The sequence below is a fragment of the Caulobacter sp. SRI_008 genome (genome assembly GCF_057586355.1).
Genome location: NZ_JBYCZS010000016.1, coordinates 1 through 23,630 on the forward strand (window position 1 = coordinate 1; position 23,630 = coordinate 23,630).

The 23,630-nt window shown below is 62.7% G+C and carries 22 protein-coding genes; 11 read left to right on the plus strand and 11 right to left on the minus strand.

Annotated elements, in window-relative coordinates:
- Positions 1 to 34: 34 nt before the first annotated feature.
- Positions 35 to 385: a DUF3768 domain-containing protein gene (locus tag AC2YHT_RS15085; RefSeq protein ID WP_487290607.1), complete on the minus strand. Its 351-nt coding sequence runs from the start codon at positions 383 to 385 to the stop codon at positions 35 to 37.
- Between the two features lie 594 nt (positions 386 to 979).
- On the opposite strand from AC2YHT_RS15085, the gene AC2YHT_RS15090 reads away from it, so the two are divergent.
- Positions 980 to 1,138 (plus strand): hypothetical protein, encoded by a 159-nt coding sequence (locus AC2YHT_RS15090; RefSeq protein WP_487290608.1) that lies wholly within the window; start codon positions 980 to 982, stop codon positions 1,136 to 1,138.
- Positions 1,139 to 1,175: 37 nt separating this feature from the next.
- On the plus strand, positions 1,176 to 1,436 hold the full coding sequence (locus tag AC2YHT_RS15095; RefSeq protein WP_487290609.1) for a hypothetical protein: 261 nt from the start codon (positions 1,176 to 1,178) through the stop codon (positions 1,434 to 1,436).
- 111 nt (positions 1,437 to 1,547) lie between these two features.
- On the opposite strand, the gene AC2YHT_RS15100 is transcribed toward AC2YHT_RS15095, so the two are convergent.
- The 8 genes from AC2YHT_RS15100 to AC2YHT_RS15135 all read right to left on the minus strand — a co-directional run bounded on the left by AC2YHT_RS15100 (position 1,548) and on the right by AC2YHT_RS15135 (position 8,093).
- Positions 1,548 to 1,730, minus strand: a complete 183-nt coding sequence (locus AC2YHT_RS15100; RefSeq protein ID WP_487290610.1) for a hypothetical protein — start codon at positions 1,728 to 1,730, stop codon at positions 1,548 to 1,550.
- A 158-nt stretch (positions 1,731 to 1,888) separates the two neighbouring features.
- On the minus strand, positions 1,889 to 3,013 hold the full coding sequence (locus tag AC2YHT_RS15105; RefSeq protein ID WP_487290611.1) for an ImmA/IrrE family metallo-endopeptidase: 1,125 nt from the start codon (positions 3,011 to 3,013) through the stop codon (positions 1,889 to 1,891).
- Entirely contained in the window at positions 2,997 to 3,578 is a 582-nt protein-coding gene (locus AC2YHT_RS15110; RefSeq protein ID WP_487290612.1) for a hypothetical protein, read from the minus strand. The genes AC2YHT_RS15105 and AC2YHT_RS15110 overlap by 17 nt, the downstream gene beginning before the upstream one ends.
- Before the next feature lie 160 nt (positions 3,579 to 3,738).
- Positions 3,739 to 4,512 (minus strand): hypothetical protein, encoded by a 774-nt coding sequence (locus AC2YHT_RS15115; protein ID WP_487290613.1) that lies wholly within the window; start codon positions 4,510 to 4,512, stop codon positions 3,739 to 3,741.
- A 62-nt stretch (positions 4,513 to 4,574) separates the two neighbouring features.
- On the minus strand, positions 4,575 to 5,243 hold the full coding sequence (locus AC2YHT_RS15120) for a hypothetical protein (RefSeq protein WP_487290614.1): 669 nt from the start codon (positions 5,241 to 5,243) through the stop codon (positions 4,575 to 4,577).
- 181 nt (positions 5,244 to 5,424) lie between these two features.
- Positions 5,425 to 6,471 (minus strand): hypothetical protein, encoded by a 1,047-nt coding sequence (locus AC2YHT_RS15125; RefSeq protein ID WP_487290615.1) that lies wholly within the window; start codon positions 6,469 to 6,471, stop codon positions 5,425 to 5,427.
- Between the two features lie 60 nt (positions 6,472 to 6,531).
- Positions 6,532 to 6,693 (minus strand): hypothetical protein, encoded by a 162-nt coding sequence (locus AC2YHT_RS15130; protein WP_487290616.1) that lies wholly within the window; start codon positions 6,691 to 6,693, stop codon positions 6,532 to 6,534.
- A 2-nt stretch (positions 6,694 to 6,695) separates the two neighbouring features.
- Complete coding sequence (locus AC2YHT_RS15135; protein WP_487290617.1) at positions 6,696 to 8,093, minus strand: radical SAM protein; 1,398 nt, start codon at positions 8,091 to 8,093, stop codon at positions 6,696 to 6,698.
- Between the two features lie 191 nt (positions 8,094 to 8,284).
- On the opposite strand from AC2YHT_RS15135, the gene AC2YHT_RS15140 reads away from it, so the two are divergent.
- The 6 genes from AC2YHT_RS15140 to AC2YHT_RS15165 all read left to right on the plus strand — a co-directional run bounded on the left by AC2YHT_RS15140 (position 8,285) and on the right by AC2YHT_RS15165 (position 15,695).
- Positions 8,285 to 10,099, plus strand: coding sequence for an ABC transporter ATP-binding protein (locus AC2YHT_RS15140; protein ID WP_487290618.1), 1,815 nt, complete (start codon positions 8,285 to 8,287; stop codon positions 10,097 to 10,099).
- Between the two features lie 47 nt (positions 10,100 to 10,146).
- Entirely contained in the window at positions 10,147 to 11,307 is a 1,161-nt protein-coding gene (locus AC2YHT_RS15145; RefSeq protein ID WP_487290619.1) for an aromatic ring-hydroxylating oxygenase subunit alpha, read from the plus strand.
- 52 nt (positions 11,308 to 11,359) lie between these two features.
- On the plus strand, positions 11,360 to 12,193 hold the full coding sequence (locus AC2YHT_RS15150) for a phytanoyl-CoA dioxygenase family protein (RefSeq protein WP_487290620.1): 834 nt from the start codon (positions 11,360 to 11,362) through the stop codon (positions 12,191 to 12,193).
- A gap of 46 nt (positions 12,194 to 12,239) precedes the next feature.
- Positions 12,240 to 13,055, plus strand: a complete 816-nt coding sequence (locus tag AC2YHT_RS15155) for a TauD/TfdA dioxygenase family protein (protein WP_487290621.1) — start codon at positions 12,240 to 12,242, stop codon at positions 13,053 to 13,055.
- 129 nt (positions 13,056 to 13,184) lie between these two features.
- The gene (locus AC2YHT_RS15160) at positions 13,185 to 15,326 is read left to right on the plus strand and encodes a TonB-dependent receptor domain-containing protein (protein ID WP_487290622.1); all 2,142 of its coding nucleotides are present in this window, start codon (positions 13,185 to 13,187) and stop codon (positions 15,324 to 15,326) included.
- Between the two features lie 117 nt (positions 15,327 to 15,443).
- A complete protein-coding gene (locus AC2YHT_RS15165; protein WP_487290623.1) occupies positions 15,444 to 15,695 on the plus strand; it encodes a hypothetical protein in 252 nt (83 codons plus the stop codon).
- A gap of 78 nt (positions 15,696 to 15,773) precedes the next feature.
- Here the strand turns inward: AC2YHT_RS15165 and AC2YHT_RS15170 are convergent, their stop codons facing one another.
- Together AC2YHT_RS15170 and AC2YHT_RS15175 are read right to left on the minus strand one after the other, a co-directional pair.
- Positions 15,774 to 16,877, minus strand: coding sequence for a hypothetical protein (locus AC2YHT_RS15170; protein WP_487290624.1), 1,104 nt, complete (start codon positions 16,875 to 16,877; stop codon positions 15,774 to 15,776).
- 288 nt (positions 16,878 to 17,165) lie between these two features.
- Positions 17,166 to 18,923, minus strand: a complete 1,758-nt coding sequence (locus AC2YHT_RS15175; protein ID WP_487290625.1) for a recombinase family protein — start codon at positions 18,921 to 18,923, stop codon at positions 17,166 to 17,168.
- 167 nt (positions 18,924 to 19,090) lie between these two features.
- Here AC2YHT_RS15175 and AC2YHT_RS15180 point away from each other — a divergent pair, with 167 nt between their 5' ends.
- From AC2YHT_RS15180 to AC2YHT_RS15190, 3 genes are all read left to right on the plus strand, one after another.
- Positions 19,091 to 20,389, plus strand: coding sequence for a hypothetical protein (locus AC2YHT_RS15180; RefSeq protein WP_487290626.1), 1,299 nt, complete (start codon positions 19,091 to 19,093; stop codon positions 20,387 to 20,389).
- Between the two features lie 307 nt (positions 20,390 to 20,696).
- The gene (locus AC2YHT_RS15185) at positions 20,697 to 22,811 is read left to right on the plus strand and encodes a putative bifunctional diguanylate cyclase/phosphodiesterase (RefSeq protein WP_487290627.1); all 2,115 of its coding nucleotides are present in this window, start codon (positions 20,697 to 20,699) and stop codon (positions 22,809 to 22,811) included.
- Positions 22,812 to 22,814: 3 nt separating this feature from the next.
- Positions 22,815 to 23,606: a response regulator gene (locus AC2YHT_RS15190; protein WP_487290628.1), complete on the plus strand. Its 792-nt coding sequence runs from the start codon at positions 22,815 to 22,817 to the stop codon at positions 23,604 to 23,606.
- The last annotated feature ends 24 nt before the right edge of the window (positions 23,607 to 23,630 follow it).

Consider the following 23,630-nt stretch of genomic DNA (forward strand, 5'->3'; position numbering starts at 1 on the left):
GAAGGGGCGACGATCCAGGATCGCCGCCCCTCTACTAGTATTCCAACGCCAACATGATGGTGAGCACCCGGCAGGTGACCGTTGGATCGGTCTCGTCAGGCGAGGCGGCGTCGAGCGTCCGGTTGTAGCAGTCGATCTTCCAGAACAGCCGCTCGCCGGCCAGGTCGAACGCGCCGAAGTCGTGCACCCCGTATGGATCGTTGTCTTCGGTGAAGCGGTCGAACCGCTGCACTTGCCGCACCGCTTCGAGGACCATGATCGGCCCTAGCGCAATGATGCCCTTGGTGGTCACCCAGCGGCCGCCGTCGGTGTGGACCGCGCCGGCCTGGCGGAACTCGTCGTTGAGCCGCTGGGTGTCGTTCTGCTGCCTCGGTACCCACCTCATCGCGGCCTCCTGTCAGAGCGGCCGCGCTCTCGCAAAGAACCGTTCATCCGTCTCTCCCGTCACTGCGGAAGCGCCCGACCTATTCCGGCGCTTCCCGGTGCGGGGGAGCGGTCTGGTCTGGATGATGCCGGCGATGCTGGCCCTGGCGAAGGGGCTCAAACGCTAGCCCTGCTTGCGCTCCTTTGCCGGAAGTTGGCGGTGCCTGTAGAATTTCGGCATGAGCAATCCAAGGCCGATGTCTTCGGCCGAATGGAAAAGGCTGTTTTCTCACACCGCCATCAGACGGAGAGTGTTCGGTCCGCGCGTGGGCGCAATGCGGGTCCGTCCTGTGCAAGGGTGGCGGTTCGCCATACCTGCGTGTCCGGCGGGTGCGGCGTTTCTGCTTCGGTGTCCCAACGATGCTAGCTTCGAGCCGTTCTGCGTCGTTCAGAACGAGCGAGGCGATCTGACGATCTTTGAAGCCGACGATCTCCCTTAGCGGTGCTGTGAAGGGGCAGGCGCGCGCCTGCTGTTCTGGTCCGCAACCCATTCTCCGCTAGCATGGATGGCGCATGGTCCTCTCTCTGGCGTCGCCGGCTGGGCCTAGACTTTGGCATGCACATTACCGACGCCCATATCGCCGAGTTTCAACGCCTCTACCGCCATTCCTTCGGGGAAGAGATCGGTCTTGCCGATGCGCATGCGCGCTTGAGCGGGCTGCTATGGATGTATCGAAACCTGATGGAGCGGGAACACGGGGGGCATACGCTCTGAGTTGCGATATGCCGAAGGTGTCGTAAAATTCCAATATATGAACCAGCCGAGACCAATAAAGCCGGGAGAGTGGGTCGAGATTGCGAGCAGCGGCACCGTGCAGGGCCTTTGGCCGCTGGATGACGACGAGACTGAAGAAGATCTCTCCAACATCGTCTACGGAGCCTGCTTTGACTACCGAAGCGACGGTCCCGGTTACAGCGGCCCGCTATATGTGCTTGTCGGTGGAGCGATTCCGGAAGAAAGGCCGATTAGTCTCATACGCGGCTCGGGCGGAGAACTGGAGCTCGCCGGTTAGTGTCCATCAAGGATGGGTGGGCGTGCTATGTCAAAATAGGCCGTCGAATTCTGAGCCTATATTCCGACATAAGGGGCGTTACGATGCGCGGTCGAGATGGGGGCGAGGCCTCTATACATCGCCCTCGCCGGCCTGTTCCTTCTCGCGAAGCTCGTCGAGAACACGGTCGCTCGTCTCGATCATCCATGCATGCGTAACGTAAATTCGACCATCGGGAAGGAGATGGCCTTCATCCGCGGCCTTGGCCCAAATCCCGTCGATCAAGGCGCGTTGTTCCGGGGTTAGGTCGGACAAGTCTGACTCTCCTATGGGCTGAGCCAGGCAAGGATTCTCGGGGACTATTACTTAAGGGTGTATTTGTTGCGAATTCCTGTCGCCGGCGATTTCTGGGCCGGCGTCACGAGGGCATTGTCGGCCCCGCAATCAGAGCGGCGGTTGGTAACGGCGGCATGTTACCGGTGCTGCGCGCAGTCGTTTATTAGGTTCTGTCTTGCGGTCTTGAGATTGTCGAGAAGACCCGTGCCAAGAAAGCTCTCCAGCTGTTTCCGGCCCGATGGATCTGCCGCCATCTCGCTGCTTATTATCGAAAGGAAGATCTCGGCGCGTGCGGAGTTGACCGTTGCGATCTGGCTCGTCTCAATATCAGGAATGTTAAGTAGCTCGGAGTACGTTGCCCAGAGCATCAGCGTCCAGGCTGCCTCACCCTTGTAGTCGAAATCCTCCTCAATGAGCAGTGTTCTGGCAAATTTATCGGCCGCCATTTCTTGGGCGACGATCGTGCAGGTGTCGAAGGTGTCCGTCTCGTCCCGTGAGATAATGTGGCCGATCTCATGGGCTAGCAGCAAACGCATTAGCTTCTCGGTGCCTTCTCGCAGGAGAATGTTGCTGAGCGTTTTGCCTTTGTATCCGTTCTTCTTGGCAATTTCATAGATTTTGGCTTGGGACTGTTTCTTGGCTGCGCTTTCGAAGTCGAGGTGAGCTTGCTTCCATGTTATATAATCTGGTGAGTATTTGTGCGGTGTATCGCAAATCGATATGCTTTGGCCGGTATCCTTGAGGTAGTAGAACTCCTGGTAGTGACAGCCATAATAAATGAGGGTGATTTTTTCCCTCATTAATCTCTGATTTCTTAAATAGCGGCCCGCCTTGTAGGTAAAAAAATCCTGAATAATATCATCGTTGAGGTATTTGTTGTCGTATTTAGAAATGGCGAATATTTCCTGCAAGAAATCCGAGAACGGGGCAAAATTGTTCGAGCAGATAGTGATCTGCGTTTTGGTAACATCGGAGAAGGCGAAGGTACCAGGGTAGGTGCAGCCTTCCGGAAGCCCTGCCGAGCGTCGTTCGATTTTGACCTGTAGGGCCGCGAGCTTGGGAGCAGCGTCCGGATAATTCTTGCGGATATATTTGGATGCGATGAGGTCAGGAAGCACATCCGATCTTAGGTATTGCTCGGAGTAGTCGGCCCAGGCGCTTGTGTTGCGAGACAGGTCCTGCGCAGTGGAGAGTCCGGAGGGCGCGATGAGCGCGAGCCCGATTGCTGTTAAGAGGGCACCGGGGTTACGGCTTCGGTGCATCATCCGGATCCAGACTTTCGGACATTTCATCCAAGACGGTGATCGATCGATTAAACGCTTTGGCTTCGAGCTCGCTCATGGACTCAAAGTCTAGCTTGGAGAGGCAGGATTTACCGCGTCGCATCGCCTCGCCGGCTTCTGCTTTGGCTATCTGACCAGCGTTTCCGAAGCGAAGTTTGCGGCGATAGACTATGCATTGGGGAGGTGCGGGGGCAGGCTTGGCGTTAGGGAGCTTTATCAAGCGCAAGTCGTCGGCATCTGGTGAAGTATAGGTGATCGGTGTCGAGGCTGGGCTCTCAATCGTCTCGATCTCCGCAGAGTGTAGTACCAAGTAAATCAAAATTCCCATCCCGAAGAGGGCGAAGAATACGCCGGGTCCTCCTGCAGAAAGCTTCGCCGATAGCTTGGCGCGCTCCACTGAGCCGCTCGTTTCGGACTCAACGCCTCGGATATAGAGGCGATAGCCCAGATAGATGGAAAGGGCCCCCGCCAGGGCTGCGATCGTCAGTACGAGCGCACGCGACAGGACAATCGCCAGGTCGATCTGGGCCGTGTCGGAAATCATGAATCGCCCCGTAGGCGACGCCTGTCGGTGGTTGCAAAGCGTTCGCCACCCTTAGGACGCCACGCGCTTAAGCTTACGTGCAACCCTTGCACAAAATTAATGACAGCTCAACTTAGGGCTTCGGGTGCGGTGATTGGGAGGGGGCCATCCTAGGTGCCCGTCAGTTACGGGGCGGCGAGCCGAAGCGCTCGTGCATGATGACCTTGGCGGGCGATACGAGGCATTCGGCCAAGTGGGCGGCGTCGTTCTCCCAGAAGCGGTCCACATGTGTGCCGTATGAGCTGATTTCCGCAGTTGTGATCGCGTTGGTCTGGGCCGCTTTGCGGACGGCGCGTCCGGTGTAGGCGACGTGGTCGAGTTCGTCCTTGATAATCGCCTCCAGGACTTGGCTCGCGTAGCGTTCGCCCGGGTGCCGTCCCTGTCCAATCAAACTGCGAAGGGCGACGAAGGACATCGCGCCGCGGATTTCCGAGAGGTGCACTGACACGAAGAAGCTGTCGAAAGCCCCCTCCGCGCCCGCGAGTTCTTCCTTGCCGTCCACGACGACGGTTTCTGCCACCGGGAAGCTCACGGCGAGCCGGCGGGCACTGTTGAGCAGCATGCGCATGTGCCGCTTTTCGTCTTCGGCGTGCACGAGCACGGCTGCACGCAATTCGGCTGGGGCATGGCCGGCCATTTCCGTCAGGATGCCTGCGCCGCAGGCTTCCTCGACCGCCACGAAATGCAATCGCGCGGCCAAGGCGTCCGGCTGGCCGAGGAGGCCCCGGTACCCGTCGAGAACGGTCTCCAGGCCGCTTGCGCAGGACTCGATGAAGGGCGCTATGGCGACGGCGTATGGACCGGAGGGCGATCCGTCGATGGCTGTTGCCGCCAGGACCAGTTCCTTGGCCGCGCCGACGATGTCGTCCCGCTCAAATCTGTACTCGGCGTGCATCGGGTTCTCCAGGTCGAATGGGCTTGTGATCGGATCTCGTCAGCCAGGGGTGTTGCTACGCGTCATTGATGGTTGCTCTGGCAGCCGGTGCCAAAGTTGCTTCCGACGCCTTTGCAGGGCTCGAAGGGCTTCAGCATCGGGCGGTAGCGCTGCTCCCTCTGGGCCTTGGCTTCCGCATCGAACACGGCCTGCTTGGCGAGGTTGAGGGGCGCTGACCGTTCGGGGGCTGCGCTCGGCCCGGTCGCGGCAAGCCTCGCGTAGCAGGTTTCGTTTTCCTCGCGGGTTCGAAGGGCCTCCGGCTTCAGGCACGGATCGCGGGGGCGCAGCGCCAGGCCGGGCACCGGCCGGACGGCGGCGTTGGGCGGGGGCTGGGGCGGTGCGGGTGCCGCTGGCGTCGGCGGGATACTGAGCGGGGGCGGGGAAAAGCGATCCGCGAGCCGGTGCTGAGCTCTGGGCGACGGGCGCTGGCGGTCGGGCGAGGGCCGGCTGTCGAGTCGGGCGGGTTGCGGCGGGACGAGGTCCAGCACGATCGCATGGTCTTCCGCCATGGGCGGGGCGCTGCTGACATTGACGAGCGCGCTCAGAAGCGCGCCATTGACGGACAAGGCGGCGAGCCAGGCCAAAGCTTCGCGCCGGGTCCGCAGTGCTTTCGCGCCACCCGCCCGGGTCCGCGCCTTCGCCAATGCGATGGTCTGGGCGTCGGTGTCGTTGAGCACTTGGGGATTGTTCACGAAGCGACCTATTCACAGTGGGCCGCGTCCTCGAAACGCGCCCTGTTCGCGGCCTGCGATCGAGAGGAGGGGATCGACCCGAGCCTGATCCCTTCGCGCGCGGACGTCCAGTTCCGAGGGAACCGCGCCGGGTGCCGCGGTCGTGCGCTCGCGTCGGTGAGGCCGGCGGGAGGCATTGCCGTCATGCGCAGCGCCGTTCGGCCTCATGGGCGACTCCCAGCCAGAAGCGCCGGGCGGCCTGAAGCGCGAGTGCGCTAGCCTCTTCCTCGCCGATCACCGGGCTATTGGGAGGGGCGGCGTCGAGCTCGGCCAGGCAACAGGCGGGCGGCTCGCCCGACAGAGTGGCGACCGCGAACGTCCGTAGGGCTGCCAGGCATCCGATATCAGCGTTTGCTTCCACGGGCGGGGCGGGCGACTTCGCCCAATAGGCGCGTAGTAGCGACTCCGGCAGTAGCGACGTCAGGGTTTCCAGGAACAGGTATTCGCCATTCGAAAGCTCTCGACCGTTCTCGCGAACCATCGTCACGAAGGCGTCATGCAGGTCGTTCGCGCAGCGCGACCGATCGCGTATTTCCGCAGGCAACTGGGCCGCGTCGCACGCTATTGATGCGATCTCCCACCAGACCAGCCGGGCGTACTGCTCCGCGCAGTCTTCTAGATAGTCCACATCGAGCGCGCCTGCGCGCATGAACGTCGTCACATATCTGTAGGTGTAGGCGACGTGGCGATCTTCGTCAGCGGCGACCTTTGACAGGGCCGCGCTCGTCCTTGTCGCCGACCGCCCGCCAAGCATGGGCAGACCGCGATCGGCGTAGAGGCCGAGCAGGTGCTGATTGCGGAGCTCGGCCACGTGGGTCGAGGCCATGAACCGTGGGATGTTGCCGTCGAACGTCTCGCCGCTGTGGTCGGACTGGGGGAGGGTGCGCATCGCGCATTTTGCGGACGCGAGGTCAGTGAGTCTGGCCTGGGCATTGAACATCCGTGCGTGGCGCGCCTCGTCGTTCGCGTGCCGCTCCAAGTCGGCCCGCAATCTGGGAGACGACACCCGGCCGGCGACCTTCCGCAGCAGATCCGCGCCTGCGGCTTCGCTGACGCCATGCCGGGCGAACCGGGTCGCCAGGAGGCGCCGGTCGGCGAAGAGCGCTTCGGTCACGGCGATCGACATCGGGTCGTTCGTGGCGTCGATGATACGCTGAACGCCGCTACTGTTGGGCCACACCAGCTTCACCTCGTTTGCCGCAAGATCCACGGAATGACCGCCGCCGTGCGGCGGCGGTCACCAGCTCGATTAGAACGGCCAGGCCCAGACCCAGCGCGCGGGCAGACCCGAGTCCGGCTTGATCTCCTCGCTTTGGCCTTCGTCGAGAGCCAGAAGCTCTTGGGCGCTCAGATAGTCGGCGATGCTGGCGGCCTCGCTCCGGTCAAAACCGGTCATCGACATGTCGGTCATCTTTAGTTCCCTTTCTGCTGCTCGCCACATGCGAGTTCAGCTCCTTTGGGCGCCGGGGCAGGTAGGGCGCCGCATTCCTCGTTCCAGATGTCATCGAGCAGATCGGCCATCCCGCAGCACCCCGCGAGGGGCGTGCTGTCCAGGCGCAGCGCGGCGAGGCGATCATGCGGACAGCCGCCAAGGCACAGCTTGTTCCAGCGGCAGGACGACATTTCTTCGTTTCGGACGTGCCGGGCGTTCTCCGCTGCGAACCGCGCCGACGGGCCCGCGAGCATGTCCGGGGCGGAGCCGTAGTCGGATCCGGGAAGGCCGATGAACTTGTCGCAGGGCGCCAAGTTGCCGGCCGCCTCGACGGTGAATATCCGATCCAGGCAGTCTCCAGAGAAATAGCAATTGTTGGGTCTGGAGGCGTTTCTCAGCGCTGAAATAAGGTCGTCCAAAAAGCGGATGCGCAGGCTGTTTCTAAATCCGCTCGACCAGATCAAGTAGACGTCTCGCATCCACTGGCAGAATTCCGCATAGCTGACGAAATCCGCGTCGCGCTCTCCAGAGATGACATTCTCATTGCTGGGAACATAGTTGAGGAAATCGACGTCATGCAGGCCCACGGAAGCGAAGTAGGAGAGCATTTCCTCGATCGGCTGCGCGAGCATCTCCCTATCAATCACCACGAGTGCGGCGTGCTGGATTCCCGCTTCCCTCAAGCGTTTCAGGCCCTCCTCGACCAAGGCTGCACTGCCTTCGCCCCGAACGGTAGGCCGCCTGCGGTTCTGGAGGGCGGGAGGGCCGTCGATGCTGACGCCCACGCCGAGATTTAACGCCGCCAGAAGGCTGAGCCACTCCTCGGAGATACGGGTTGCGTTGGTCTGCAGAGAGTTGGTGACTGACTGATTTTTCGACCGATACCTCTCCTGCAGATAGATCATCTTGCGAAAGAACTTCGGTTTCAGAAGCATGACTTCGCCACCGTGCCAGACGAAATCGACTTGCTTCACGCCGGGGGCAAGTAAGAGTTCGCGAACTACCTTGGCAAGTATAGAGAAGGGCATGACCTGCCCGGCGCCTTCAGCCCAGGCATTGCAGTAGATGCATCTAAGGTTGCAAAGGCGGGTCGCCTTGAGCACGATAACCACGCGATCTGCGCGCGGAGCGACTGTGCGGATGGGCTGTTGGTCCAGCACCGAGAGGTCGTCTATTTCTTTTCTCGTAAGTATTTGTTCGGCGTCTAGGAGGGATTTCCATTGCTGGGCGATCTTACGCCTAAATGGAAGAGCCTCACGGGTCGCATCTACACGCTCTATTGCTGACATGTTAGATGTAAATGTCGCGACAGCGCGGCTGAGCTGCAATGCATAGCGTTCCATTTCGACAATAGAGTCAAAAGTCCGCGTGGTATGCATTGATCTCCCCGTGAAATGTACTGCACTTGTCGGCGCAACAAGTGGAAACAATCTGAAATAGCAATACCCATTGACGCAAGATGAGGTTGCACGCTAGGTGTTCGTCGAACGGGGGTCAAGCGCGTTTCTCAAAGGCCCAGAGTTCAGTAAAAATCGCCTACCGTTTGGACATTTACTTTGTGAGTGCGCCTATGAAATCCGAGACACGCGGGTTGGGGTTGCGCCTGGTTTTTGAATACTCCTCGCGCTACTTAATCTCGGCATTCGGTGCTGCAATAATATTGGCGATCACGGCGATGGCCACCCTGGTCCTGCTGTCGACCGCCGGCTGGTTCGTGAGCAATCTGCTCAGCCCTTCCGCAGGGGATATCTACGCCGCCGCCGCGCTTTATCTTGGTGGGGTAGCCGCCGTGGCGGGCCTTTCGGCGCTACGCTTCTGGCTGGTCACCCGTTTTGGCGAACTGACCACGAACGCCATACGCCGCGACCTCAGCGCGGCGGTCTTGGCGTGCGATTTCCAGACCTTCGAGGAGCAGAAACCCGGCGAGTTCGCCGGACAGATCAGCGGCGACCTCGCGGTGCTCCAGTCGTCTCTGGGATCGACGGTCTCGGTGGCTGCGCGGAACGTCGTGATGCTGGCCGGCGGGCTGGGCCTGCTGCTCTGGCGCTATCCCCTACTGGTCCTCGTGGTGGTGATCGTGGCCGGCGCTGCGATCGCGCCTCTGCACATCTGGGGCGCCAAGGTCCGTGGCGCGGCCAGGGATGCACAGGAAATACTCAACCAGGCGATCGGTCGCTTCACCGAAGCGGTCATGAACATCGAAACGGTCAAGGTCTTCGGTCAGCAGACTGCCGAGCACGCCCGGTTCGCCCGGTTGGTTTCGGAAGCCCAGCAGGCGTCCTTCCGCCAGATCCGCTATCGGGCGATCATGAACGCCATGCTTATCGGGCTGCTGTTCGGAGGCCTGGGGCTCGTGGTCCTGGCGGCCTCCCTGCAGGCTCAGAAGGGCGCCATGCTCCAGGCCGAGATGGCCTCCTTCGTGGCGCTCGCCGTCGGGGTCGCCACTGCCGCTGCCGCCTTGGGCGACATGTACGGGAACTGGCAGCGGACCCTCGGCGCCGCCGACCGTGTGGCGGCCCTCATCTACGCGCCGCGCGCTCGGCCTGCAGCGAGCTCGGCCGCGGGCGACCGCCACCTCGGCCTGAAGATCGAGGGGCTGACCTTCTGCTATCCCTCGCGGAGAGACGAACTGGCGCTGAGCGACGTCTCGATCAGGGTTGAGCCTGGTGAACGCGTGGCGATCGTGGGTCCCTCTGGCGCAGGCAAGTCGACCTTATTCAAACTGATGCTGGGCCTCTACGCTCCATGCCGGGGTATCTTGGCCGCGATCGACGAGCGGGACCGGATCGTGGCCTGCGACGACATGCGCGAGCACCTGGCCGTCGTCCCGCAGGACGTGGCGATCTTCGCCGATACCGTAATGGCCAATATCAGGTTCGCCGTGCCGGGTGCCGAAGACGAGGCCGTTGTCGAGGCGGCGGTGGCCGCCCACGCTGACGAGTTCATCCGGAAGCTGCCAAGCGGCTACGACACCGAGCTTGGCCCGCGCGGCATCAAGCTTTCGGGCGGACAACGGCAAAGGGTGGCCATCGCGCGGGCGGCCCTGCGCGATGCGCCCATCCTCTTGCTGGACGAGGCGACTTCGGCGCTGGACGCCGAGTCCGAGGCGCTGGTGCTGGAGGCGCTCGCGCGCCTGCGTCACGGCCGCACCAGCATCACCATCGCGCACCGCCTCTCGACCGTGATCGATAGCGACAGGATCTATGTCCTCGACGCAGGGCGGGTGGTCGACGCGGGCAGCCATCAGGAACTGATGGCGCGATGCGAGCTCTACGAGCGCCTAGCCCGCTCCCAGTTGGCCGCGATCTCGGATCCGAAGCCCGTCGACGAAAGTCGGCCCGCGCCGGAGCGTGCCGGGGGGCTTGCGGCCTCAGTCAGCGTCTAGGCGCGCCGCCAAGCGCAACGGGCAAGGTCAAATAAGTCGGAGGGCTGATGAACGAGCAGTTGAAATTGGACGTCGAGGCCGCCGAGCGGGACCTGAGTCTGCCGCTGCTGTCGGCGCGGTCTCTTCACCCCCGCCTCTACACGGGTGAAGACGTCTACGCGGTCGAGATGGAAGCCCTCTTCCGGCGCAACTGGCTGAGTGTGGCCCGCAGCTCAGAGGTGCCTGAGCCCGGCGACTGGAAAGTCGTCGAAATCATGAACCAAAAAGTGCTTCTGGTGCGCGGCCGCGATCGCGTGCTGAGGGCGTTCTCCCCCGCCTGCCGGCACAAGTGGGCGCTGGTGGCGGAAGGCTGCGGCCACAGCGCGACGCTGGTCTGCCCCTATCACAAATGGACCTACGATCTGAACGGTCAGTTGCGCGGCGCGCCCTATCTCAACCTCGCCGACATGGCCCCAGAGCAAAGGCAGCTTCACGCCTATGCCTGTGAGGAGTGGTTGGGCTGGGCATTCGTCAATTTCGACTCCAACGCGCTGCCCATGGGTCCGCGCCTCGCGGACATCGAGGAGGTGGCCCGACCGTGGCGGGTCTCCGAGCTGGTCCCGATGTTCGAGCCTCTGCGGTTCGATGGGGCCTTCAACTGGAAGACCCTGTGCGACAATGTCGGCGAGAGCTACCACGTGGCCGGGACCCATCCCGTCTCGATCCTGCCCTACGCCGATGTCGAAGCCAGCCGATGGCGTACCGACGGCGAGCTCTGGTGCCGCTCTGACGTGCCCGGCTACCAGCGCAGGCCGCAAGGCTTTGTCGGCCCCAGTCTCTCCAGTTCAGTCGAGGCGTTCTCAGGGACCTGGACCTACAACATCTATCCCACGCACGTTTTCGGTCTCGTGGAAGACTTCGTCGTCTGGCAGCGCCTCGACGTCAGGGGCGCGTCGAATTTGGTGATGGACCTGGTCGTGCTCGGCGCGCCCGAAGCCCTGAACCATCCCGCCTGGAAGGAGATCGAAGACGGCATGCGTACCTCGATCCGCGACATCGAGATGGAGGACCAACGCGCCTTCCATCTGTCCTACGAGGGCCAAGTGCAGCCTGGCGCCTTGCCTGGCTCCTTCGCCCAGTACGAGGAGGGGACCTGGCATTTCCAGCGCTGGTGGGCCGGTGCGATGTCGAGGCACATGGCCGCCAACAGGGTCGAGCTAGCCCGCTAGGAGCGCGCCTCGACGCTTTCTCGTCCAACGATTTCAAGAGCAGGAGACCGAAGTGATCCAGCCGCAGTACGATGTTCTGAAAACCGCCTATCGCAGTGACGGCGTGGCCCTGGCCAAGGCCGCGCTATCGGCGGCGGAGGCCCGCGCGCTTCAGGGAACGGTTGAGGACCTACTGTCGCGACACGAAGAGACTCGGCCGCTCGGCGACGATGCCGTGATCGTTCGCTACGACGGCGGTGCCTATTTCGAATGCCTATCGCGCAAGTTCTCTAAGATCCGCGACCTCATCCTCGCCTCGAACCTGCCCCGGCTAGCCTCGACCATGCTCGGCGTTGAGAACGTCACCCTATGGCGGGATGAAATCCACTACAAATTCGGCGGCGTACCCAAGAACGCCACGCCCTGGCATCATGGTGCCGGGTCGTTCCCATTCGTCGGTGAAGACGTCCTAACGATCTGGGTGGCGCTGACCGACATCGGACTGACGGATGCGCCGCTGCGGACCGTGACGGGCAGCCACCGGGACGCGACGGTCCGCTTCAGGCCGCCGACGCGCGACCTCACATTGCCGCCGATCGCCGGCTATGCCGATCCGCCCGACTTCGACGTCTTGGGCGAGCGGGGCGACGTGGATCTGGTGACGTGGCTCGTAGAGCCAGGCGACGCTATCATGTTCCACCCCTTCACCGTGCACGGCTCGTACCCCAACCAGGGCCTCCGGCCCCGCATGGCGTTCGTGACTCGCTGGCTGGGCGCGGACGCGCGGTGGGCGCCTGACGAGTACAGCGTCCTCGATCAGTCGATCAACGACGGCAACCTTATCGATGGCAAGCCTAGCGGAACCTATTTCCCGCACGTCAGCGTCAAGGATTTGGCGGTCCTCTAGTAACGCCGAAGTCGCTGGCCGCTATCACTCACTGCCTGGAAACCCGATGGAAGTCTCGCGACGACTGGCGGATTTTGGTGTCGAAGTGGCTGGCCTCGACCTGACGCGTTCTATCAAGCGAGACGATGCCGCCGCCCTGCGGAGGGTTCTGAGTACCCAAAGTCTGATCCTGCTGCGAGGACCCATGCTCTCCGCCGCGCAGCAGAGGCGGTTCGCGAACCTGTTCGGCAGCACTGTCCTCCCGCAGGGGCTGCCGGAATGCGATGGCCACGGATCAGTCTATGTATCCAATGCCGCAGAGGGCGGAGTGCTCGGAGCAGCGGAACTCGCCCTCCATGCCGACGAGTTTTTCCTCGAAGAGCCCTGTATGTATCTCGTCCTGCATGCGCTCGAGGTCCCGACCCACGGCGGTGACACGGTTTTCATCGATAGCCGTCCCATCATCGAGGCGATGCCCCGGGCAACATTCGACGCTCTGGCGGGCCTCCGGCAGCGTCATCGCCACGACTATGGCGACGATCAGGGCGTCGACGCGCCATCTTTCGTCCACACCGCCGAACACGGCGTCGTCCATCGATGTAGCGGAGGCCGGCTCGCGCTCTGGGTTTCCCCGGCTCCTCTTCTCGGGCTTGGCGACATGGAGGCGGGCCTCACCATGGCGGCCGAGCTTTGCCTGGCGATCGCTAGGTCGCCGTCGCGCTACACCCATCGTTGGCGGCAGGGGGACACCATCATATGGAACAACCATCTGCTGCTTCACGGCCGCGAGGCCTTCGACCCGGCGCAATCGCGGACGCTTCGGCGCATGGTGATCCGCCAGCCGAGGCGCGACCGAACCTGCGATGAAAGCGAAAATGGCTGAAATCTTTCGGCCCGGTTCGTTGCGGTTCGGACTCATCTCCGCCGCGAGAATGACATTCAGTAAATCCAAGGCTGTATTCTGGCGCGTGTGAAGGCGCGAAGGGCTTCGCTTGGGGAAAATATGCGGACGATGATTTCCACCGCGGTCACGCTGATCGCAGTTCCGACTTGCGCCCTCGCGGCCGGACAAGCTGCGAGCCCCGATCCGCGGGAACCGGCAGTGGATGCTGTGGTCGTCACCGCTGAGAAGGCGCAGGCTGCTGCCTCCATCGACCGCAAGACGTACAGCACCGCAAATGATGTGGTGGGAAAGAGCGGGTCGGCTGTCGATCTGCTGCGCAACATTCCGTCCGTCGATGTCGATGCCCAGGGGAATGTAAGTCTCAGGGGCAATCCGCGCGTGACGATCCTGATCGACGGTAAGCCGTCGAGCTTGCTCAACGGCGAAGGGCGCGGTGACGCTTTGGGCGCCATCCCTGGCAGTCAGATCGACCGGATCGAGGTGATGACCAATCCTTCTGCCGCGAACCGCGTCGATGGCGACGCGGGCATCATCAATCTGGTCTCGCGTCCGAACGATCGCCAGGGGCTCACGGGATCCATGCGGGCCAATGTCGGCGCCTCCCGGGTAAACCTGGGGCTTGGCGCCAGGCGCAAAACGGGGCGCCTGACCCTCTCGGGAGACGCCAGCTATCGCAACGACCGGCAGCCCTATGACCAGAGCGACGAGCGGGCCCAATTTGCCGATGGAGGCACCCTCCAGGCACGCTCGCAGCAGCGGGGCGACTTCGAGACCGATGGCGGTTCCCTGAACCTTCGATCCGGCGCGCAATTCGAGGCCGGTCGCGATAACTTCGGACTGGACCTGGGCTACAGGAACATCGCCTACGACACCGACGGGCGCGAAACCCACGCCGATTACGGGTCCGACGGCGCCCAGACCGCCGCCTACGGCCGGCTGACCACCGAGGAACTGGAGCGGGATCAGTATTCCTTGGCGGCGGATTGGCGCAGGCGCCTGCAGCCGGACGGTCGCGAGCTGTCCGCGCGCCTGTCCCACGAGATCAACGACGCCTCGCAAAAAACGCGGGCCGTCACGAGCGGAAGTAACTCAGTTCCGGCCTACGAGGCCTTCGGGTGGCGCAGCGAGCAGGAAACGACGAACTTCAAGCTCGATTATGTCAGGCCGCTTTCAGGACGGTCTACCATTAAGACGGGCTTAGATTTCGAGGCATTGCGGCACGGGTATGTGAATTTCGCCCGAAGCGGCGACGAAGCCGACGATCTTCAGGCCGATCTCGGGCGAACGAACGCCTTTCGCCTTCGCCAGGATGTGTGGGCGGCCTATGCCACCGTTGAGCGGCCTCTAGGCAAGCTCACAGTGGAGGGCGGCGTACGTGTTGAGCAGGCCAGCCTGGAGATGGTGGTCGGCGACGCCGAGGCCCGGCGCGACAACTATCTGCGCGCCTATCCCAGCGTCCATCTGCGTTATGCGCTGAGCGACTCCCAAAGCCTCGTGGCTAGCGCAAGCCGGCGTATCCAGCGGCCTGGCGTCCAGGATCTCGACCCCGGTCTGGCCTATGTCGATCCCTACAACTACACGCGCGGCAATATCGGGCTGAAGCCGCAGCGCACGGATGGGATAGAAGCGGGCTGGCAGCGGCAGTCGGGTCCCTCGATGCTCTCGGCGACGCTTTACTATCGCAAAATTCGCGGCCAGTTCGCCGACCGTGCCGAAGATTTCGGCGACGGCGTTGTCGTTAGTACTCGGGAAAACCTCGGGCGCAGCGACGCTTACGGGATAGAGTGGATCGCCGCAGGCAAGGCGAGCGCCAAGCTTAGCTACAATCTGAGCCTCAATCTTGCGGAAACCAGCCTGGCGTTCGACGGTGGCGACGATCGTTCGGGGACGTCGTTGAGCGGGCGGGCCATACTGGGCTGGCAAGTCAGCGGCAAGGACTTCATCCAGGTGATGGCGGGCAGTTCGGGGCGGCGTCTCAGTGCCCAGGGTTTCTCTCGTCCCGTTCAGATGATGAATATCGGCTACCGACGGAAGGTCGACGACAAGATCAACTTCGTTGTCAGCATCGTTGATGCTGGCAATTCGTTCTCAGACACCACCATTATTGACACCCCGCAGCTCTACGATCGCTTTCGGCGTCGGGCGAGAATGCGCACGATGACATTCGGCCTCACCTACACGTTTGGCGGCGGAAAGTCGAAGGATCAAGGGTTCGACTTCAGCCCCGGCGGTGCGAACGGGGGCGAATGAAAGGGAACAAAGTCACCCGCGGGTTTCAGTTGAGCGCGTCGCAGGGTCATTCGCTCGCCAGTTGCGCTGGCATTTTTCCGCCATGACCTGCGGTCTGGCTCGGCGGAAAATCTCTACATGAAACTATCCGGCCAAATGCTCGACGATTTCATTGCCTCTTGGGAGAAGGCTTTCGGCGAAACCCTTACGCGCGGCGAAGTCGAGGTTCACGTAAAGCAACTGCTTGAGCTGTATCAACTGGTCCTGAGGCCCCTTTCTCAAAAAGGTGAGGGAACCGCTCCCGAAACTTCTGAAGCCGATCCCGCAGCTCCTCCTCGGCATCGAGGCCGAGGAGGAGCTGCTCAAGATACCGATCTACCAGCGGCCTGAGGGCCTCGGGACAGGGCGTGTCTAAAATGGCGGAAGGTCAAAATGGCGCTGCATAAGCCCGGCTAGCCAGTCCTGCGATTAGCGCCTGGCCGGCCGCCGGACAACGACGGGGCCAATGATGTTTGATGCATCGAATACTTTCATTTCGCTCGATAGGCCGGCGGCGAGCCGTACATTCTCAGCAAGGTGGGCGAGCCGTTGAAATGTCGCCGACGCATAGGCTAATGCGTCGCCGCTCTCAGCGACGAAGGCGGCGTAATCCCGCAACTTCGCTGCGAGCACGTTTGGGTCCCTTCCTCGAAAGCGACCCGGTCGTGCTCGGGCACCACCTTCCTTCGTGGTTAGCGCGTAATGAAGGTAGGGTGGGCGTCCGATTGCTTCTTCGCCAAGGCGCAGGTCCAGCATGTGAAGTTCGTGCGCCTCGGCCATGGGTGCAATGTGGATTACGGCATTGCGCAGTTCAGTAAGGTTTCGAATCCATCCACCGTCAGCGCCTCCTTCTTGGATTTCAGCGACAATCGGATGGTCGACGTCTCGCGTGCGTTTGAGAAATGTCGATTGCGTGGCGACATCTTTTTCCGGCCGGCGAAGCACCAGCTTCCATGTTGCCTCGGCGATGAGATCTCGCAACGCGGCCGCGTCGGCCAAGAAGGCGTGGATCGCCGCCTCAACGTAGGTCAAATAGCCTCCGGCGTAGAGGCCGGGCTTTACAGGCTCGCCATATTGCGCAGCCCCAAGAAGTTTGGAGCGAAGCGCAAGATTGTAGGCTTCGCTGAGTTCTCTGACCCGAAAGTTCAGAAGCCGGAGGTAGGTTCTGCAGCGACCGGCGAGATCGACGATCTCCTCGGTGTCTTGACCCGGAGCGTTACGGACATTGGCCCATGAATGCTCTACCTCATACGCTGCAAATCCCTTTTCGATGTCGAAGACGCGCCAGTCGGGAGGATTTAAGCCCTCAGCTTCAAGGTGGTGTTTGAAGAAGTCCACGCCGACTGGTCTGAAGCCGGCCTTGGCGAGCGACATATAGAGCCGGGCGTAAGGCGGTCGCTCGATTTTTGCGACCGTAATCTCTTCGCCGGCCTGGATGCAAATCGGGCTGTCACCGTAATCGAACGCGCGCAAGCCGCCACTGATGTGGATCATCCGCAAAGCCGGCAGGGAACCCGGTTCTTTGTATCCCAACTTTGCCCCCCTCCTATTCCGTCCGAGCTTTTGGCCGCGATTAGTGTTCCAGGTCGGCGCTCGAATAGGAAGGCGAGTTGTTTGATTGATGGAGCGCCTTCGAACCAAGGCTATATGACATCGTATGTCGCAACGTACAGGAGCAAGGGTGGGCACATTATTGCCCCCGTAAACAACAGCTAGGGCGCGAAAATGCCACATGCGAACATGGGGCTCCGCTTCGGAGACAGGTATAGTCTCGCGAGCATTCTGCCCCATGCGGTCCCGATAATTATAGGGCAGTATGGTCTATGTGGCTTTCGATGAAAACCGCGTCTGAAGCCGTTCAATCTCCCGCACGAAGTTCTCACTTTCAAGATCTCCGATAAGGGCTGCAGCCTTCATGAGAAGGTTTGCCTGGACACGTCGAGCGCGCGGCGAGGTGCTATCGTCCTTCATCACCGACAGCAGTTCTGGAAACTCCGCCAAATCTGACACCGCCCGGAGCGGTTTCACCGCCTCGATGCTGAGGATTTTCCCTCTCAGAGTAGGGTTTGATGCAACGGTTTTGAGGATTTGGCGCTTTCCGTCGTCATCGGCGTCCGAGAGCCATTGCGCGGCGTATTTCCTGAACTTTTGGATTTCCTGGAAGGGTTTGATTGTTGGCTCGTCCGTTTGGAGGTGAGCGAGTTGCGCTTCGATTTGCCCGCGCTCCTGCTCCAGTTTCCGACGACCCGCGACAAACTCAGCGTCGCTGATCAGCGCTCGGACCCGAAGGGCGGTGAGCTCGGAGAGCTCTATGGCTTTCTGGTCACGGAGGGCTTGTAGACCCGTGCGCTGCTTTTTCCGCAGCGCCGTTGCCTCCTTCTCGCCTTGTCTCAGAATGTCCAGGACGAGCGCCTCCATAGCGGGCTCGATGGTCAGGGACTGGAGGAACTCGCCGATCTGGCGTTCGAGGTCTTCGGCGCGGATCGCCGGCTCTCTGCAACGGCTGCCGATCCTGCGGCGCGTGCAGTGATAGTAGGTGTATCGCTGGCCAAAGCGGTTGGTGGTGTGCTCGGCTGTAATGCCCAGGCCGCATGCTCCGCACCGTATCGCGCCCGTATAGGGGAATGAGTGAGCCTTGGGCCGCTCGCGGTGTTCCCGCCTGAACAGCGCCGAGGTCAGCTCGAACTCGCGCATCGTGATCATGGGCTGGTGCTTGCCGATATGGTGTTGGCCGTTCCACACCAGCACGCCCGCGTAGAAGGGATTGCGAAGCAATGCGTAGAGCGCGCTTACGGTCACCGGCTTGCCGCCGCTCCGCGCATGCTGAGGCGTGCGAAGGTTGAGATCGTCGCGGGCGATACGGGCGATTTGGGAGACGCGCGTGCCGGACATGGCAATCTCGAAGACCCGCCGCACCAGCGCAAAGCGCGCTGGGTCGGGTACGATCGTGTGCGTCGCCGGGTCGTTCAGGTAGCCGATGGGCGGCTTGTTGGGCCACCAGCCCGCCTCCACCTTTGTGCGGTTCCCGCGTTTGATCACGTCGGAGAGATTGTCGGAGTAGTGCTTCGACTGCGCGAACGCGATCTGAAGCATGAACTTGCCTTGAGTGTTGTTCTCGAACGTATAGGTCGCGAACTTGAGGTCGATCAGCTGGCCCTGGTCGAGCATGTATATGATCCGACCGCCGTCGATGGAATTGCGGGCCAAGCGGTCAGGGGCCCAAGATATGATGCCGTCAGCTTCTCCGGCCTCGATCCGCGCCAGCATTTCGCCGAATACTGGTCGGGAAGGCGTCTTGGCGCTTTTGGCTTCGGTGTAGGTGTGGACGATCAAGATGCCATCGTCGCCGCCGAAGCGGCGCGCGAGCTCCGCCTCCTGCGAGGCGATGGACATCACCTGGCGGTCCTCGCTCTCGCTCGATTTTCGGCAGTAGGCGAAGTAGCGAGACGGTCCTGGGTGAACTCCCTGACGTCCCTGTCCTCCCTGACGTCCCCGTTTCGCTCGGCGACGCACCGCAGCCGCGAGTTCGTCGCTTGCGCCAATCGCGGACTGGGAGGGGGAGGGAAGGTGTGCAGGCATACGCGCGAAGCGGACTCAAATACTGGGGCGCCGGCTTCGTTCTGTCGAATCCCCAGGCGTCACCCAACTCTGGACCGAACACGCCCTTCCCGCAGGGGGAGCATCCGATATCCGCACTGGCGTTTCGGCCCCTCTTGTGATCCGCGCTCGCGCCCTACGCTGGAGTGATGCACGAAGACCGGAAGGCCAGCGACACCCCCACCATTTCTCGCGTCTGTCCTGACGGCATGCTCGTCGAACTCGTCTACGATCCAGAGAAGGCCGCGACGTCGCTCGCCGTCCGCTGGCCGGACGGCCGGGTCTCCGTCGAGCAGTCCATCGACCTCGCCACCGGCGAGCACTTGGTGCCGTATTCGGCCGCGAACAACCTCATCGCCTCCGGCTGCGTGAAGCTGCCCTCGGACATCGGGGAGTTCAGGGACGTTGGGGACTTGGTGGAGGGCATCCAGGGGTTCCTGCGCCGGTACGTCGCGCTGTCGCCCGTCTTCGAGGACATCGCCGCGTACTATGTCCTCCTGTCCTGGGTGTACGACGCCTTCAACGAACTGCCGTACCTCAGATTCCGAGGGGACTACGGCACCGGCAAGACCCGGGCGCTCCTGGCCGTTGGGTCGCTGTGCTACAAGCCGTTCTTCGCGTCCGGCGCGTCCACCGTCTCGCCCATCTTCCACATCCTCGACGCGTTCGGCGGCACGCTCATCCTCGACGAGGCCGACTTCCGGTTCTCCGACGCCACCGCCGAGCTCACGAAGATCCTGAACAACGGAAACGCGCGCGGCATGCCGGTCCTTCGGACCATGACCAACCGGCACAAGGAACTGAACCCGCAGGCCTTCAAGGTCTATGGCCCAAAGCTCATCGCCATGCGCGAGAGCTTCGCGGACAAGGCCCTCGAAAGCCGCTTCCTTACGGAGAATACGGGCCGGCCGATGCCGGCGGGCGTGCCCATCCACACGCCCGACAGCCTGGCCCTCGAAGCCACGCTGCTACGGAACCGACTTCTGGCCTGGCGCTTCCATGCGCGCAACCGTGTGGGGCCAGACGCCGCCCGTCTCGTCCACGGCGTCGAGCCGCGCGTCAACCAGACTGCCTTGGCGCTCCTTTCTTTGATCGACGATGCGGAGGTGCGCCGGCGTGTTGAGGCGGAACTCATCGGCATCGACGCCGAGCGCCGGGACGAGCGGTCCTCGTCCTACGAAGCGGCGATGGCGACGGCGCTGGAGGCTGCCTTTCGCGAAGGGGCGGGACCCAACGCGCCGATCGCCGATGTGACGGCGCGCTTCAACGCGCTGGCGGCTGAGAGCCTTGGACGGGCTGTGAATAATCGGTGGGTAGGGGCGTTCGTGCGCAGCCGCCTGCGGTTGAAGACCATGAAGACGCAGGGCGTTTACGTCGTGCCGGCAGAGGAGTGGCCTCGGATAGCAACGATGGCCGCTAGGTATGTAAATGGTTGGAGTTCGAATTGAAGGTGCTTCGCTTTATGATCATTGATTTCGAATACAATGCTGATGCAGGTCGCGCTGAGGGACACTGAATCGGCCAGTATATAAGCTATATTTACATACCGGTGCAGGCTGATTCACTTGCTCGGGTTGATCGCCGTATCGATGTAAAGCCCTGGCCATCCGGGTGAAATCGCGGGGCCTCCGCGGCGCAACTGCAAAGGGGCAACTTGCATGCGACACCGCACCACAGGCGGGTGAGTCGGCTTTTCAGCAACTTATTAGCGATGATGGCCGAGCGTGGGTCTGTCGCGAAATGAGAGTTTTTGCCATGGGCTCCAAGGTTGTCATTCTGGACGTCGTTGAACGGCGCTCCGCCGTCATGTCGGCCGCCGAAGCGGCGCTTCGCTCGACGTTAAGCGATGCGCCCATGCCGATTGCGCTCTTGGATTTGGATTTGCGACCCTTGCTCTTCAGCCAAGGCTGGTTAGACCAATCGTTGGCCTCCGACGAATGGCCACGGGATCCGTCGCCCCCTTTGCCACTGGGGGAAGACTTCGTGGAGACCGCCCGGCGCTGCCGGCAAACCGGCGCCTTGGAAACCTGCCGCGTCGAGATCCTGACCGACAGCGGAAAGGGAGCGCGTTGGTTCAATTTCGAGATCAGCCCCTGGCCGCGCGATGGCTCGGCCCAAAGTCGACTGATCGCGGTGGGGCGAGAGGTGACCGAAGCGGTGCTGGCGGCGCGCGAGACTGAGGCGGCGCGTCTGAGTCAGGCTGAACAGAACGCGCGCTTCGACGCAGCCTTGAGCAACATGCCCCATGGCCTGTGCATGTTCGACGCTGAAAAGCGTCTGATCCTGTGCAACGCCGCCTATCGCCGCCTCTACGCTCTGCCTGACGCGCTCTGCGAGTCTGGCACCCCGCTGGACGCCATCCTCGATCATCGCCGTACGGCTGGGAGCAGCGCCAAAAGTCTGGCGGCCTTCTACGCCGCCACCGTCGAGGCGGGCCTCAGCGGCGGGGCCGCGGCGCGCGACGTCGAACTGGTGGACGGACGCACGATCCGCATTACCCACAATCCGATCGCCACGGGCGGCTATGTCGCCACACACGAGGATGTCACGGAGGCGCTGGCGGCCACCGCTCAGATCGAGTTCCTGGCCTTCCGCGATCCTCTGACCAGCCTGCCCAATCGAGCGGGCTTCCAGCGCGCCTATGACGACGCCGTGACCGCCGCCGAGCAGACCGGCGAGATGTTCGGCCTGATCATGCTCGACGTCGACCACTTCAAGGACATCAACGACACCCTGGGCCATGACGCGGGTGACGCTTTGCTCAAGGCCCTGGCCGGTCAGCTCAAGCGGGCGTTCCGCGCGACCGACACCGTCGCGCGCCTCGGCGGCGACGAATTCGCCATCGTCCTGCGCGGCCTCAAGGCCGAGCGGGATCTGACGCGCCCGATCGAGGTGCTGCAAGGCCTGCTGCGTACCCCGATCGAGCACGCGGGGCAGAGCTTCACGATCTGCGCCAGCATCGGCGCGGCCGTCTATGACGATCCCGACGCCGATCCCACCCATTTGCTCAAGAACGCCGACGTGGCCCTCTACCAGGCCAAGTACGACGGCCGAAATCGCAGCGTGGTCTTCAGGCCCTCGATGCGCACCGAGGTCGAACAGCGCGTCGAAATGCTGCGCGAGGTGCGCCTGGGCATCAGCCAGGGCGAGTTTGATCTCTACTACCAGCCCGTCGTCGATCTGGCCGCCAACAGCGTGGCCGGGTTCGAGGCCCTGATGCGCTGGAATCATCCTGAGCAGGGTGTCTTGCCGCCCGGCGCGTTCATGGCCGCCTTCGAGGACAATGACCTGTCGCTGCAACTGGGCGCGGTGGCGTTCGAGCGGGCCATGGCCCAGATGCGCGCTTGGATGGACCAGGGCGTCGCCTTCGGCCGCGTGGCGATCAATGTCTCATCGGGCCAGTTCCGCACCGGCCGGTTGGCCAGCGAGATTGCCGAGCGGCTGGCTCATTGGCGTGTGCCGGCCGACCGTTTGACCATCGAGGTCACGGAGAACGTCTATATGGGCTGGGGCTCCGACGTAGTCAGCGACACGGTGCGCCAGTTGCACGACGCGGGCGTCCTGATCGCCCTCGACGATTTTGGCACCGGCTACGCCTCGCTGGCCAATCTGAGGCAGTTTCCGGTCGATCGCCTGAAGATCGACAAGTCCTTCGTTCAGAACAGCCAGGATGACGCCATCGTCCGCGCGGTGATCAACCTGGGCTCCAGCATGGGCATGAAGGTGGTGGCCGAAGGCGTCGAGCGGCCCGACCAACTGGAGATCCTGACCCAGTATGGCTGCGACCAGGTGCAGGGCTACCACTTCGCCAAGCCGATGCCCGCCGCCGACGTGGCCGGGTTCATCGAGGCCTTTTCGACGCGGGACTAGGGCATGTTCGCGAGAGATCCCAAGACCTTGAAGGTCGTCGCGGCGAAACTGCGGCGGATCCTGATCCTTGATCCCAATCCCAACGCGGTCCGCCTGTTGGCCGACCAGGTCCGGCAACTGGGCCACGTGCAGGTCCAGGCGGCCGGGACCGTGGAGGAGGCGCTGGCGATCGCCCGGAGCCTGCGTCCGGATCTGATCTTCGCTGAACATGCCAGCGCCGGATCCGATGGGCTTGTCTTCACACGGAAGCTGCGCCGGAGCGGGCTGGAATGCCGCGAGGCGCCGGTGATCATGTGCACGGCGGAGGCGACGGCCGCGGCCATCACCGGGGCGCGCGACGCCGGCGTCCATGAATTCCTTCGCAAGCCTTTCACCCTGGGCGATCTCGAAAAGCGGCTAGCGGCGGTGACCCTCAAGCCTCGCGACTGGATCGAGGCGGTGCAGTACGTCGGCCCCGACCGCAGGCGGTTCAATTCGGCCGACTACAAGGGACCCCGCAAGCGGCGTTCCGACCCCAAGGGGGATGGCGGAACGGCCCGGCTGTCCCAGGCGCTGCGGATCGTCAAATCCGCCGCTCAGCACCTGGACGCCGATCCGGCCCAGGCGCGACGCGCCCTGGCCGCCCAGGCGGCTGACCTGGCGCGCATCGCCGCCGCCCTGGGCGACCCGCGGTTGGGCCAAGCGGCGGAAGCCTTGGCGGCGGGCGTGGCCGGCGGCGAGGTCGACCGCGGCGAACTGCTGCAGCGTATCGCCGCGATCATGCGGTTCACGCCGGCCGAGGATCGGGCCGCCTAGTCCAAGGCCGATACCAGCGCGGGT

What these genes read in the sequence shown, in the direction of transcription:
- AC2YHT_RS15085 (WP_487290607.1), bottom strand. Translation starts at nt 385, where the DNA reads ATGAGGTGGGTACCGAGGCAGCAGAACGACACCCAGCGGCTCAACGAC.
- AC2YHT_RS15090 (WP_487290608.1), top strand. Translation starts at nt 980, where the DNA reads ATGCACATTACCGACGCCCATATCGCCGAGTTTCAACGCCTCTACCGC.
- AC2YHT_RS15095 (WP_487290609.1), top strand. Translation starts at nt 1,176, where the DNA reads ATGAACCAGCCGAGACCAATAAAGCCGGGAGAGTGGGTCGAGATTGCG.
- AC2YHT_RS15105 (WP_487290611.1), bottom strand. Translation starts at nt 3,013, where the DNA reads ATGCACCGAAGCCGTAACCCCGGTGCCCTCTTAACAGCAATCGGGCTC.
- AC2YHT_RS15110 (WP_487290612.1), bottom strand. Translation starts at nt 3,578, where the DNA reads ATGATTTCCGACACGGCCCAGATCGACCTGGCGATTGTCCTGTCGCGT.
- AC2YHT_RS15115 (WP_487290613.1), bottom strand. Translation starts at nt 4,512, where the DNA reads ATGCACGCCGAGTACAGATTTGAGCGGGACGACATCGTCGGCGCGGCC.
- AC2YHT_RS15130 (WP_487290616.1), bottom strand. Translation starts at nt 6,693, where the DNA reads ATGACCGACATGTCGATGACCGGTTTTGACCGGAGCGAGGCCGCCAGC.
- AC2YHT_RS15135 (WP_487290617.1), bottom strand. Translation starts at nt 8,093, where the DNA reads ATGCATACCACGCGGACTTTTGACTCTATTGTCGAAATGGAACGCTAT.
- AC2YHT_RS15140 (WP_487290618.1), top strand. Translation starts at nt 8,285, where the DNA reads ATGAAATCCGAGACACGCGGGTTGGGGTTGCGCCTGGTTTTTGAATAC.
- AC2YHT_RS15145 (WP_487290619.1), top strand. Translation starts at nt 10,147, where the DNA reads ATGAACGAGCAGTTGAAATTGGACGTCGAGGCCGCCGAGCGGGACCTG.
- AC2YHT_RS15155 (WP_487290621.1), top strand. Translation starts at nt 12,240, where the DNA reads ATGGAAGTCTCGCGACGACTGGCGGATTTTGGTGTCGAAGTGGCTGGC.
- AC2YHT_RS15160 (WP_487290622.1), top strand. Translation starts at nt 13,185, where the DNA reads ATGATTTCCACCGCGGTCACGCTGATCGCAGTTCCGACTTGCGCCCTC.
- AC2YHT_RS15165 (WP_487290623.1), top strand. Translation starts at nt 15,444, where the DNA reads ATGAAACTATCCGGCCAAATGCTCGACGATTTCATTGCCTCTTGGGAG.
- AC2YHT_RS15175 (WP_487290625.1), bottom strand. Translation starts at nt 18,923, where the DNA reads ATGCCTGCACACCTTCCCTCCCCCTCCCAGTCCGCGATTGGCGCAAGC.
- AC2YHT_RS15180 (WP_487290626.1), top strand. Translation starts at nt 19,091, where the DNA reads ATGCACGAAGACCGGAAGGCCAGCGACACCCCCACCATTTCTCGCGTC.
- AC2YHT_RS15185 (WP_487290627.1), top strand. Translation starts at nt 20,697, where the DNA reads ATGGGCTCCAAGGTTGTCATTCTGGACGTCGTTGAACGGCGCTCCGCC.
- AC2YHT_RS15190 (WP_487290628.1), top strand. Translation starts at nt 22,815, where the DNA reads ATGTTCGCGAGAGATCCCAAGACCTTGAAGGTCGTCGCGGCGAAACTG.